Below are 12,841 nucleotides of genomic sequence, written 5' to 3'. Positions count from 1 at the left end.
TACCTATTTTATAACAAGTGGCAAAGAATAAGCAAAAAGAAGTTTTTATACTATTTGCAATGTCTGACACAGTTTCATATTTAATTCATTTAAATGAGGGTGAGATTGTAAAGACTATAGAGGAGAAGGTAGTTAGTTATTTAAAGTCTGAGATTGGTAATTATATTGCGAAGTATCCGAAGGTACCATTAAAGTTTTATTTTCAGGATTCGGCGGTTAAGATTGAGTTAAAGCATGCAAACAATTTAAAGATTGCAAAGCATCTTTTGGAAACGGCAAAGAAGGTGAAAAATGCAGTATATTCAATTTCTAGTTTATTAACAAAGTCTAAGGTGGGAAAGCAAGCTGTAGTGCTTGTGAAGTTAGAAAAGCCGGCAAGTGGAACGAATTTAGCTGAGGCGTTAAATATAGCGATTAGTTGTAAAAACAAGGTTATAGAGTTTAATTCTGCGATATTTAAGATAAATTCGTTTTTTCGGGTGAAGTATAGAATACCGCAGGATCAGATTTTTTCATTTGGGATATATCAATCTGGTGAGTCATTTATGTTATGTGTATTTCACCCGAAAATTGTTTTATATACAAAAAGGATTAAGCTTACAGAGGAGGACAATTTTAATATAGATGAGGAGGTAAGGAAGCTTGAGCAGTATGGCAAGGCTGAGTATCAAAAGGATGTTGGTGTTAGCAGCCATATTCCAAAGACTGTACTTATTTCTGACGATCCATCTGTTATACCGCCAAGATATAGTAATGATATAGATGTTATAGTTGACACGACATATTCTGATCCGTCTATACACATTAATCTTATGGCGTATATTTTAATGAAGGCAAATAATTTTACATCTGCAAATATTGTTAAAAATGCGAATATAAGTATAAAGAATGGCATTGTTGAGTTTTACAAAAGGTCTATTAGATTTTTTATAGTAGCGTTAATTGTATCGTTATTTATTTTATCGAGAAATATTATATTATATCGATTTTTAATGTCTATGGACATGGAAAGGCTTGAAAAGGATAAGAAGATGATATCGGATTCGATGTCTGATAGCATTATGATGTCTAATGCTGATGTTATAGAGCAGTTAGATGATGTTGTAAGCGTGTGGGATGTTTATAGTGCGCAGGAAAATTGGCATAAGGTTATTTCAGATTTATCGCATTCGATAAATTCAAAGACAGCACAGGTTTCCGGGTATAAGTGGAATTGCGGGGAGAAGTGTTTAGTAAAAGATGGCAAGTCTTGGAGTGTTGATTTAAGTGTAGATATTGGAAATGAAAGTGGATATATTCATGCGCTTTATTATAAGATAAATGACATTCGGCATAGTTTAAATGCAAATTACGGCAAGAAATATGATTTTAGTGGTCTTGATTTCAAATACAAGTTTAACACTGAAAAGAAGTATTTTCGAAAGAATATTGTGATTAATGTTAAGGAGGTGCAAAAAAGTGATGACAAGGGTGGCATGAAGGAGGAAGCGCCAAAGGAGAAGGCGGATCTTGAGGAGCAGGATGTGAGTGGAAAGGGGGGTAAAGGGGCAAGTGGTGATATTGGCGGTAATAGTTGAGATATGATGCAGATGAATAAAGTAGGAAAAATAGGTGTTAAGAAGGATCTGGGGCCAAATGTATTTTCTTTTCATTTAAAGGAGTTTATTTTAACAGTGTCATTTTTTGTGACATCGATTATTTTAACATTTGTAACATTTTATTTTGGTGATCCAAATAAAAGTTATAAAACGAAGGTTGAAAATATTACAAGAGAGGTTGAGGTTTTAAAGAAGCAAAAGGAAAGGTATAGTGATTTAAATAGCAGGAAGGATGAGGTTTTAAAGATCATGGATAAGATTCCAAAAAACAAGCTTATTTTAAAGGGCATTTCTGATGAGACATTAAAGAAAGCTGTTGGGGTATTTAATGAAAATATGGGCATTGAGATAACGCATAGTAAGCAAGATGAGTCATGTCTTGCTGCATTTCCACAGTTTAAAACAGTAAGAGCGAAGTGTGCAAATATAACTTTTAATATTGACAATATTTCAGATGCCGATATGGGTGTAAAGCTTGATTTATATATGCAAGAGGCGTTACCTGGGTATTTATTTGTCAAGGAGGCATCTATTTCATCAAATGTTGAGATTGAGTCAAAGTCAGCGATATATAGTCAGGTTATTAAGTATTACTGGGTTTATTTTAGTGCATGAGTAGATTTTTTGTATATATTGTATTGATATTATTTAGCAGTGATATTGCCTTTAGTGATGAGAGGGTTGATATTGATAAGTATATTAATTCATTAGGTAGTGGAGATAAGAATGAGGAGATAGCGCGCAAGGTGAAGTATGGGAAGGTGGATAAATTGATTGATGATGATTCATTTATCGACAAGGATGGAAAGAGTAAAAAGATTAAAGATGGAAGCAAGAGCAAGAAGAAGGAAGATCAAATGTCTAGGAAGGACGCAAATTTTACATATTTACAGTCTATTTCATATGGTGGGAAGGAAAATTGGTCGATAATATTAAACAATATATCTATAGATAGCTCTATGAGACGAAATGTGAATGATTTATTTGAGATTGCAGAAGTTGAGGCTGGGCATGTGAAATTAAAGGTTTTATCGAACACCAATGCCCTTGCAGGCAGCAAGGATAAAAGGGTTATAGAGGTGAAAAATGGGGAAAATACAGATTATTATGTGATTTTAAGAACAAATGAGTACATAAATATGGACACCTATGCTATATCGTCTGGAAACATGATTAACAATCTTGACGCAGTTGCAAGATAGGTTATTGATTTTTATTTTTTTATTATTTAGAGATTATTGAAGTGAAGTAGAAATGTGAAACCAATTAAAATAGGCAATATAGTAATTGAAAATCCTGTGATTTTAGCGCCGATGTGCGGTGTAACTGATGCGCCGTATAGGCATGAGGTTGCAAAATTTGGATGTGGGTATACTGTATCTGAAATGATTGCATCAAGGGCTGCATTGCTTGATTTAAAGAACGCAAATCAAAAGGCGCAAAGGGGTGAATTTGAAAAGGTTATGGCTGTGCAGATTGCTGGTTTTGAGGCAGATGTTATGGCTGAGGTTGCAAAGAAAATTGCTGATCAAGGGGCGGATATTATTGACATAAATTTTGGATGTCCTGTAAAGAAAGTTGTAAATGGCATGGCTGGGTCTGCGTTAATGAAGCACGAGGATTTAGCAACGAAGATTATGGAATCTGTTGTAAAGGCGGTTAGCATTCCGGTTACTGTGAAGATGAGAAAGGGGTGGAATGAGGAAAATCAAAATGCTGCAAAGCTTGCGAAAATTGCGGAAGATGTTGGGGTAAAGATGGTTACAATTCATGGAAGAACAAGGGCGCAGTTATATGATGGCAAGGCGGATTGGGAGTTTATTCGTAGTGTTTGCGATAGTGTGAAAATACCAGTTATTGTAAATGGTGATATAAAAAATGGACAGGATGCAAGATGTGCAATGGAGATTTCTGGTGCAAACGGGGTAATGATTGGAAGGGCGACATATGGAAAGCCATGGCTTATATCGCAGATTATAGATGAGCTTTGCGGCAGGGAGGTTAAAATAGAGCCTTGCGCAAAGGGTAAATGGCAGATAATTGCAAGCCACATGGAGGGCATTGCAGAGCTTTATGGCAAGCAGGCTGGGGTTGGAATTGCAAGAAAGCATTTATCGTGGTATTCATCTGGATTATGCGGGTCAAGCGAATATCGTGGAAGAATAAATCAGTGCAACGATTTTGACGAGGTAATGCGCATGACGGGGGAGTTTTGGGGTATTTAAGTAGTGTTTTAAAGAAAGTTAGATAAAAGTCTTGATTTTTAAATTCAAGTTAATAGATTTTAGTTGAACTAGGTTGTTATTAAGATGACATTAATGAAAAAGATTTTAAAATTTATAAAGAATGCTATTAAAGTTAGCAATTTGATGTATGTTTTAATAGGTGTAAATATCGGCATTTTAATTATTATAAAATTTGATGTTATAGTATCATATTTTAATTTACAGGAGAAGGTTGCATTATCAATGTTAAAGGTTTTTCTTGGTTTTGAGATAATAAGCGGAGTTCTTATATCGTTATTGTTATTGCAAAACAGCATTAAAATAATGAAGAGATTTTTTGAGATTCGGCTAACTTACAGGGTATTGGTTGGGTTTATTATTGGCATATTATTTGGTATATTTTTGAGGTTTAATCCTGATTTTTTTGATGTAGTTGGAATTAGAGTGCAGAGTTTCAAGGTACTTGGGAAGATATTTATAGATTTGATAAAAATGACGATAACGCCGCTAATTTTTGCATCTATTACATGCTCGATTATTGGTGGAGACAAGGACGCAAAGACTGGGTCTATGGCTACAAAGTCTATAGCAACATTTTTAATAATGACTGTAATTTCTGTATCTATTGGGATATTTGTGACAAATATTGTAAAGCCTGGAAAGATGATAAGTGTGAATCCTGCTGAGATAATTGAGGTAAATAAGAGTGAAATAGCGCACATTGCACAAAGCGGAGGAAAGATGAATAGTTTTATTGATTTTGTAATGGACATTATTCCAAGCAATGTATTTAAGGCATTTTATCAGGGAAATTTTTTACAAGTTATATTTTTTGCTGTAATATTTGGCATAGCGATTAAGATGTCTGGGCAGATGGAAAGTCAGGTTGCAAGGGCTATAAAGCAGTTAAATGAGGTAATGTTCAAGGTAACTGATTTAGTGATGAATTTTGCACCATTTGGAATATTTGGTTTTACATCATGGATAGTTGGAAGTCAGGATATTTCATTAATTAAGTCATTAGGGGTAGTAGCTGGCATAGTCTACGGCAGCATTTTATTTATGGTTTATGTGTTATATTCTGGGTTTTTAGCCTTTGTGTTGAAGTTAAATCCTGTGACTTTTTATAGAAAAATATCGCATATACAGCTTACTGGATATTTACTTGCAAGCAGCTCTGCCATGCTTGGAACATCGCTGAAGGTTGCGCAGGAAAGGCTTGGTGTGTCGAAGGAAAAGGCGTTGTTTATTATACCACTTGGGGCAACTGTTAATATGAATGGATCAGCGCTAAATCTTGGGGTAAGTGTTATTTTTATATCGCAGATTTTTGGTGTTAATTTTAGCGGGATGGACTATGGGTATATTATAGCGCTTTGCACGCTAGGGGCAGTTGGAACTGCGCCGATTCCTGGAGCATCGATTTTCTTACTATCTGGCATTTTATCTGCATTAAATTTACCAATTGAGGCTATAGCGTTAGTTATAGCGATAGATAGAATTTTAGATATGGCAAGAACATTTGGAAACATTACGGGGGATATATTATCTGCTGTTATAGTTGATAGATTTTCCGGAACATTGGATAAAAAGACTTACGATAAGGCAAGCTAGAACATATCGTATGAGTTTTTACCGCCATGATAGACTCTATTTGGGCATCTATTAAATTTTTGCATTTTTAGCATAAGCATTTCTATTGCAAGGGGTTCTTTTTTTGCAAGCATCATACCAAGAAGGTGTATTATTACTGACACAGGGACCACTTTAAAGCTTGATGTTGTAATAAATGTTACAACGCCAATGAGGAGGTTTAAAACAAAGTACATAAAGGAGACGCCAAGTATCATCGCAGGTCTTGTAAGACCAAGGAAGAGGGGATCTAGTCGTAAATTTCCAGACATATAGGGTTATTATTCTTGAGATTTAATTTCAACGCCTATGCCATGTGGCAAAACCAGCATAGCTATTTGGTTTATTAGGTTATCATTACCACTTTCATCGAAGATATAGATTATGCGTATATGCTTTGTTTTAGCTGCGCCAAAGACAGAGTGTCTTGATTTATCTATCGTTCGTGAAACATCTATGACAAATTTACTTTCGCGAAGGGGAAGAGGAACTGGCCCTATAATATAACCACCATGGACATTTGCGATAGAAACAAGGCTTAGCATATAGTCATCCAAGACTTTTGAGTCAAAAGATTGAGCTTTAACTATTATCTTTTGATTGGTACGATTATTATCTGCTCCCATACAATTTAAAAAATACAGACAATAATAACCCAGAAAAAACAAAAGTCAATCAAAATTTTATTAATGTTATTTTAGAGATGAAAAAATACTTGCAAATAAGATTTTTGTTGTTAATTTGTAGTAAATGTGATTAATTTATGGCGAAAAATGCTGATGTAAATTGTGTTTTTTCACAAGATGGTGCCACTTGGGCTTATATCGATTTAATTAGAATAAGAAAATTTGAAGAAAAATGCGGTCAGATATATGGAATGGGGCAGATTGCAGGATTTTGCCATCTTTGCATAGGGCAGGAGGCTATATCAGTTGCGTTAAAAAATGCGATGAAGAAAGGGGATTCCGTGATTACTGGGTATAGAGATCATGGGCATAATATGGCAGTTGGAACCGAAATGAAATACATTTTAGCAGAATTAATGGGCAAAGAGACTGGAAGTTCCAAGGGAAAAGGCGGATCTATGCACTTATTTGACACCCAAAAGGGTTTTTTCGGCGGACACGGCATAGTTGGGGCGCAGATTTCACTTGGGGCAGGGCTTGCTTTTGCGCATAAATACAACGAAACTGACAATGTTTGCTTTGCTTTTTGTGGTGATGGTGCTGCAAATCAAGGTCAGGTTTACGAGAGCATGAACATGGCAAAAATATGGAATTTACCTGTACTTTTCGTGGTTGAAAACAATAGGTACGCAATGGGAACTTCAACAAAAAGACACTCAGCAAGCGAAAATTTCTACACAAGAGCAGCGGGATATAACATTCCTGCGGAAATTGTTGATGGGTCTGATTTGAATGTTTTGACTGCAAAATTTATAGAGCTTGCCTCAAAAATTCGTAAAAATGGCGGCCCTATTTTTCTTGAAATTGACACATATCGCTATCGTGGACACTCTATGTCTGATCCTGGGAAATACAGAAGCAAAGAAGAGGTGGAAAATCGCCGTGAAAACCACGATCCAATAACGATTTTTGAGAAATTTTTACTTGAAAAAAAGTGGATAAATCAAGACAAAATTGACGAAATTGAAGCGCAAGTAAAGCTTGAAGTGCAGGATGCGTATGATTTTTGTTTAAGCTCAAACGAGCCGTGCGAAAGCGCTTTACACACAAATGTTTACATAGAAAGTTGATTTTAATTTATGGCAATTTTATCGGACAAAGAAATAATCGCGCTTGCAAAAGATGGGATGATACAAAATTTCGTCGAAAAAAACACAAGAACGCTTGATGAAAGCGGCAAAAAAGTCATATCCTATGGGGTTTCTTCGTATGGTTACGATGTTCGTGTTGGCAATGAATTTAAAGTTTTCAGCAACATAAACAGCGCGATAATTGATCCAAAAAACTTTTCAGACGAGTGTTTCGTCGATAAAAAGGGCGATTTTTGCATAATTCCGCCAAACGGATTTGCACTTGGAGCAACTGTTGAATATTTCAAAATTCCTCGTGATATACTGATAATTTGCGTTGGAAAATCAACTTATGCAAGATGTGGAATAATAGTAAATGTCACGCCAATTGAACCGGAATTTGAGGGTCAGGTGGTACTTGAATTTTCAAATACTACAAGCCTGCCCGTGAAATTATACGCAAACGAAGGCGCGTGCCAGTTTGTGTTTTTCAAAGCAAACGAGCCATGCGACACCTCGTATAAAGATAAGGGCGGAAAATATCAAGGGCAAACGGGCATAACCCTGCCTAGGATGTAGTTTTTACACTATGCAGTAGTCAATTATTATTGCGCCAGCTTTACGTCTTATTATTTTCAAATTCAATATCGCTATATATGATGAAAACTGGGTTTATGGGCGATAAATAAATGCAATTTTATTTGATAGAAATGAATTAATCTCTTAAATTGCGGTTTACAGTGCATCAAAATAGAAAACTTTATTACTGCTTCTGAAATTGTTGATTATTACCTTGTTGCTGCTTTTGTATTTCAGTATTTTGATGATTATTATTTTTTGGTTTAGATAAAGTGTTATATACACTGCCATTATTAAAGAATGTATTTGGAAAATTATTAACACCATGTCTTTCACCTTCGTTTGTATTATTGCTTTGTATTTGTTGAACTTGACGACGATAAAATTCACGAAACATTTGATTGCGACTTCTTTGCGTGTCAAAGTTTGTTTGAATACTAACATTATACAATTGCTGAATTTCGTCTCTTTCTGCTCTAATGGCTTGAATTAATTCTAATGAGTGTTGTAAATTTTCTTGACTATGATTTGCATCTTCTACAAAATAATCTCCGATTTTAGACATTGCGTCTTCCAAGTTATTGCCAAAATACAGCCAAGCCTCTTCTATGGAATCTTCCGAGCTATTAATGCTGAATTGTGATTCTTGTGTAGGATTTTGTAAAATAGTGTATTGCATGTATGGAAAAACCTCGTTAAATCTTTTGTTTATGTCAGTTAATTCTTTATATATTTGACCAATTTTAAATCCAATATCTATAACTTGCGGATTTTGGTTTTGCATATGAAAAAGTAAAAACACACATTATGGTAATGTAAAAAATCTAAAACACAAGAAAAAAAATTTGACTTATAAATAACGGCGTTTATAAGTTAGAAAAATGGTGTAAAAATGTTCATTCATCTTCGCGCGAGAACAGAATTTTCGATATTAAATAGCGTACTGACTATTGATAAAATGGCGGAGTATGCAAAAAGTGACAACGCAGGGGCGATTTGCATGATGGATGACGGGTCGATGTCTGGAAGTTTACAGTTTTCATCGTACATTTCAAAGATTGGAGTAAAGCCGCTACTTGGAATGAATATGCGATTTATTTTAGACGATAGAGACTTGGATGAGGGAAAAAAGCTTGCATATATGGGCTTTATTGCAAAAAGTCATCAGGGGTATAAGAATTTACTCAAGATGTTGCACCTTGCAAATGTTGAGCTATCGCAAAAGTCTGTGCTAGATGAGGTTTATTTAAAGTTTTCAGACTTAGAAAAGCTTGATTTATCAGATTTAATCTGCATTACAGGGGGTTATTACTCGCCGATTAGTCGTGAGTTTTTTAAAGGAAATCAAGCTGGCGGGTTTATGATTGCTGAAAAATTACATAAAATTTTCGGCGATGATTTGTATATAGAGCTTACTCGTCACGGCAATAAAGATGAGGATTTACTTGAGAATTTCTTAGTAGACATGGCGTATAAGTATAATATTGCGCTTGTTGCAACAAATGATGTTCACTTTCCAAAAAAGGAAAGTTTTGACTCATATGACGCACTAACTTGCATTTCATCTGGCAGATATATTCAGGAAAAAAACCGCGAGAGGATAAACGAAAATTACTATTTAAAGACGCAAAGTGAAATGATGGAATTGTTTTCAGACATTCCAGAGGCAATTGAAAGCACGGTTGTCATTGCAAAAAAGTGTAATTTTTACCTTGAAGGTAATGCACCGATGCTGCCAAAATTTGGGCTTAATCAAAACGAAGATGACATGCTGCGAGAGCTTTCTGAAAAGGGGCTTCGCGAGCGTTTTCTTGAGGAGAAAATAGCGGATGAAGATGTGCAAAAAGAATATTTTGATAGGCTTAATTTTGAGCTTAGTGTTATCTTTAAAATGGGATTTTCTGGTTATTTTTTAATAGTTTCTGACTTCATAGTTTGGGCAAAAGAAAATAACATTCCAGTTGGGCCAGGGCGTGGTTCTGGGGCTGGGTCTATTATTGCATGGAGCTGTAAAATAACGAATCTTGATCCTATAAAATATGGGCTACTTTTTGAAAGATTTTTAAATCCTGAGCGTGTTTCCATGCCGGATTTCGATATTGACTTTTGCCAAAGCAAGCGTGAGAAGGTAATAGAGTATGTAAAGAATAAATATGGAAAAAGCCGTGTTGCAAGTATAATTACATTTGGAAAATTGCAGGCAAAGGCCGTTTTAAAGGATGTTGGGCGTGTTATGCAGCTATCGTATAACATGGTTGACGAAGTGTGTAAAATGATACCATTTTCGCCGCTAGAGCCCATTACAATTGAGAAAGCAATACAGATGGACCCGAAATTACAAGAGCAAATTGAAAACGACCCTGAAATTCAAAATTTAGTGAGAATTGCGATGGAACTTGAGGGTTTAAACAGACATACCTCAACGCATGCCGCCGGAATTATAATAGGGGCGGTTGATTTAATAGAGCTTGCGCCAATGTTAAAGGATGAAAATTCGGATCTTCCGGTGCTTGGTTTTAACATGAAGGATGCTGAGAAAATTGGGCTTTTAAAGTTTGATTTCCTAGGGTTAAAAACGCTAACTGTTATACAGGAGGCATGCAATCTTGTGTATAAAAATACAGGAAATATGATAAATATTGACGAAATTTCCCTGCAGGATGAGACAACTTTTAATTTACTTCGAAGCACGAAATTAAAGGGTGTCTTCCAGCTTGAAGCGGGAACTCCACGAGACGCACTTGCAAAGATTAAGACAGATAGAATCGAGGATTTAATTGCCATAACATCACTTAATCGCCCTGGGCCTATGGAATTTATACCAGATTTCGTGCGTAGAAAACTTGGCGTTGAACAGCCACAATATCCAGATTTATTGCTTGAAAAAAGCCTAAAAGAGACATTTGGAATTATAATTTATCAAGAGCAGGTAATGGAAGTTGCAAAAGTAATTGGGGGTTATAGCCTTGGCGAGGCGGATCTTTTGCGTCGTGCGATGGGTAAAAAAATCAAAGAAGAAATGGATGCACAGCAGGCGATTTTCGTCGATGGTGCAAGGAAAACTCACAATATGGATGAGAAGAAATCATCTGAGATTTTTGAGCTTGTTGCAAAATTTGCAGGCTATGGTTTTAACAAATCTCACGCCGCCGCGTACTCGGTTATTTCTTATCAAACTGCGTATTTAAAGGCAAATTACACAATAGAATTCTTCGTTGCAAACTTAAATTTGGAAATTAACAATACCGATAAAATCAATGAATTTATAAGCGACGCTAGGGGTTTTGGTCTTGAGATTATACTGCCAAATGTCAATATTTCATCGGGTTATTTTACAATTTCAGAAGACAGAAAATCTATTATTTATGGCCTTGGCGGTTTAAAATCTGTTGGGTTAAATTCTGCGATAGAAATTGAGAAAATCAGAAGTAGCGATGGTAAATTTGAAAGCATTTTTGATTTTGCTAAAAAGGTTGGTCATAAAATTTGCAACAAAAAACAACTAGAAAGCCTTATTTTAACGGGAAGTTTTGACACATTACATGCAAATAGGAAGCAATTATTTGACTCGGTTGAAATCATCACAAAATACGCATCAGATCTAGAGAAATCGAAGAATGACACTCAAGATAATTTATTTGGCGGCGCAGATGAAGGCGGCATTTACATTCCAAAATTAAAAGACTGCATTAATGACTATCCAAGCACGGAAAAGCTAGGCTACGAGATGGAATTTATTGGTTTTTACCTCTCATCACACCCACTTTTAGATTACAAATCCGTTATCGAAAGTGACAAAATAACAAAATCGAGCGATCTTGAAAATATCCAAGCTGGCAAGCGGCAAAACATAAAAATGGTTGGAGTGATAACGAAAATTGTGCAAAGATTTCGCAAAGGCTCAAGGTTTTGTTTTGTGCATTTATCAGATTTAGATGGCATTTTTGAAATTGCGATATTCAATTCCGACTTAATCACAAGCGCACGCGAATTACTTGTTGAGGGAAAGTTGATTTTTCTTGACATTTCCGCCTCTCGTGACGACTCCGGATTTCGCTTAATTGCAAATGAAATCAAGGATATTCGTGATATTGCAAGCCCAGATGCACTTGCAAATTTACAAAACAAAAGAGCCTATAATTTTACCAAAAAGGACGAAGTAAATGATGTAAAAAAGCCTGAAAATAGTGGAGAAAATGAAGCAAAAAAACCTGCAAATGAGCAGGTAATTAATCACTACGCTGCAATTCAAAATAAAATTGAAGGCTCTAAAAGTGTAAATACGCCGATTAAAGCTGCGATTTTACCAAATGCGTCAAGCGTGAAAAGTCAGGAAATTGTATCTGAAATTTCAAGTGATATTGTAAAGATTATAGCAAAAACCCCCGATGAAATATTGGAAATTAAGAGATTTTGCCTTGCAAATGCTACAGAAGATGGCAAGGAAGTGGTGATTTTATATAATGGAATTTGCATAAAAATGCCAAATAAATACGATGTTTTAAAGTTTAATCTTGCAAAATATGAGTAATGAAAATTATTTTGAAATGTTTGGACTGAAGGCTGATTACGAGATAGATTATAGTGTTCTTGAGGCAAATTTTGCACAATTATCAATGCAATTTCACCCTGACAATTTTGAGAAAAAAGATGAAATTTTTGCAGCAACACTAAAGATTATGGAAATTAATCAAGGTTATGAAATTTTAAAAAACGACATTAAAAGGGGCAAATATTTACTAAAAATGCTTGCAAATATTGACATTGAAAGTGATAAAAACATTAAGCCTGATATGGATTTTTTAGAGCTTGTACTATCACTTTCAGAGGCTTTTAGTAAAAGCAAAAACGAAGATGAAATATTGGGTTATATCGGGCAATACGATGTTTTATTACGGCAGGCATTTAAAGATGGAAATTTTGCATTATTTGCGAAATATTTACTGTGCAAAATATATTTATCATCGATTATAGAGCATCAAAAATGAATCTAAGCACTTTGCAATTGACAATTAATAATTGTTTATTATAATCAATTTGTAATTTTATTA

General features: G+C 35.1%; 12 protein-coding genes. 9 read left to right on the top strand and 3 right to left on the bottom strand.

Features of this window, described 5'->3' with window-relative positions; all coding sequences use genetic code 11:
- The first annotated feature begins 17 nt into the window (after nt 1-17).
- The 5 genes from deia_RS03995 to deia_RS03975 all read left to right on the top strand — a co-directional run bounded on the left by deia_RS03995 (nt 18) and on the right by deia_RS03975 (nt 5,437).
- A complete protein-coding gene (locus tag deia_RS03995) occupies nt 18-1,577 on the top strand; it encodes a hypothetical protein (RefSeq protein WP_146820864.1) in 1,560 nt (519 codons plus the stop codon).
- Between the two features lie 12 nt (nt 1,578-1,589).
- Nucleotides 1,590-2,213 carry a hypothetical protein gene (locus deia_RS03990; RefSeq protein WP_146820863.1) on the top strand — a complete coding sequence of 208 codons (624 nt, stop codon included), beginning with the start codon at nt 1,590-1,592 and terminating at the stop codon, nt 2,211-2,213.
- Complete coding sequence (locus tag deia_RS03985) at nt 2,210-2,800, top strand: hypothetical protein (RefSeq protein ID WP_146820862.1); 591 nt, start codon at nt 2,210-2,212, stop codon at nt 2,798-2,800. The genes deia_RS03990 and deia_RS03985 overlap by 4 nt, the downstream gene beginning before the upstream one ends.
- A gap of 54 nt (nt 2,801-2,854) precedes the next feature.
- Nucleotides 2,855-3,823: a tRNA dihydrouridine synthase DusB gene (gene dusB / locus deia_RS03980; RefSeq protein WP_281284131.1), complete on the top strand. Its 969-nt coding sequence runs from the start codon at nt 2,855-2,857 to the stop codon at nt 3,821-3,823.
- 84 nt (nt 3,824-3,907) lie between these two features.
- Entirely contained in the window at nt 3,908-5,437 is a 1,530-nt protein-coding gene (locus deia_RS03975) for a dicarboxylate/amino acid:cation symporter (protein ID WP_146820861.1), read from the top strand.
- On the opposite strand, the gene deia_RS03970 is transcribed toward deia_RS03975, so the two are convergent.
- Together deia_RS03970 and deia_RS03965 are read right to left on the bottom strand one after the other, a co-directional pair.
- Nucleotides 5,434-5,727 carry a VirB3 family type IV secretion system protein gene (locus deia_RS03970; RefSeq protein ID WP_146820860.1) on the bottom strand — a complete coding sequence of 98 codons (294 nt, stop codon included), beginning with the start codon at nt 5,725-5,727 and terminating at the stop codon, nt 5,434-5,436. The genes deia_RS03975 and deia_RS03970 overlap by 4 nt on opposite strands.
- A 9-nt stretch (nt 5,728-5,736) precedes the next feature.
- Complete coding sequence (locus deia_RS03965; RefSeq protein WP_146820859.1) at nt 5,737-6,081, bottom strand: 30S ribosomal protein S10; 345 nt, start codon at nt 6,079-6,081, stop codon at nt 5,737-5,739.
- 137 nt (nt 6,082-6,218) lie between these two features.
- On the opposite strand from deia_RS03965, the gene pdhA reads away from it, so the two are divergent.
- On the top strand, nt 6,219-7,211 hold the full coding sequence (gene pdhA / locus deia_RS03960; RefSeq protein ID WP_146820858.1) for a pyruvate dehydrogenase (acetyl-transferring) E1 component subunit alpha: 993 nt from the start codon (nt 6,219-6,221) through the stop codon (nt 7,209-7,211).
- A gap of 9 nt (nt 7,212-7,220) precedes the next feature.
- Complete coding sequence (gene dcd / locus deia_RS03955) at nt 7,221-7,790, top strand: dCTP deaminase (protein ID WP_146820857.1); 570 nt, start codon at nt 7,221-7,223, stop codon at nt 7,788-7,790.
- A 184-nt stretch (nt 7,791-7,974) separates the two neighbouring features.
- On the opposite strand, the gene deia_RS03950 is transcribed toward dcd, so the two are convergent.
- Nucleotides 7,975-8,574: a hypothetical protein gene (locus deia_RS03950; protein ID WP_146820856.1), complete on the bottom strand. Its 600-nt coding sequence runs from the start codon at nt 8,572-8,574 to the stop codon at nt 7,975-7,977.
- 108 nt (nt 8,575-8,682) lie between these two features.
- Here deia_RS03950 and dnaE point away from each other — a divergent pair, with 108 nt between their 5' ends.
- A complete protein-coding gene (gene dnaE, locus deia_RS03945; RefSeq protein ID WP_146820855.1) occupies nt 8,683-12,321 on the top strand; it encodes a DNA polymerase III subunit alpha in 3,639 nt (1,212 codons plus the stop codon).
- Nucleotides 12,314-12,778, top strand: coding sequence for a Fe-S protein assembly co-chaperone HscB (gene hscB / locus deia_RS03940; RefSeq protein ID WP_146820854.1), 465 nt, complete (start codon nt 12,314-12,316; stop codon nt 12,776-12,778). The genes dnaE and hscB overlap by 8 nt, the downstream gene beginning before the upstream one ends.
- Nucleotides 12,779-12,841: the final 63 nt, after the last annotated feature.

It is taken from the genome of Candidatus Deianiraea vastatrix (genome assembly GCF_007993655.1).
GTDB lineage: Bacteria > Pseudomonadota > Alphaproteobacteria > Rickettsiales > Deianiraeaceae > Deianiraea > Deianiraea vastatrix.
Note: the sequence above shows the minus strand (reverse complement) of the source record. Positions and strands in the feature narration are given on the sequence as shown.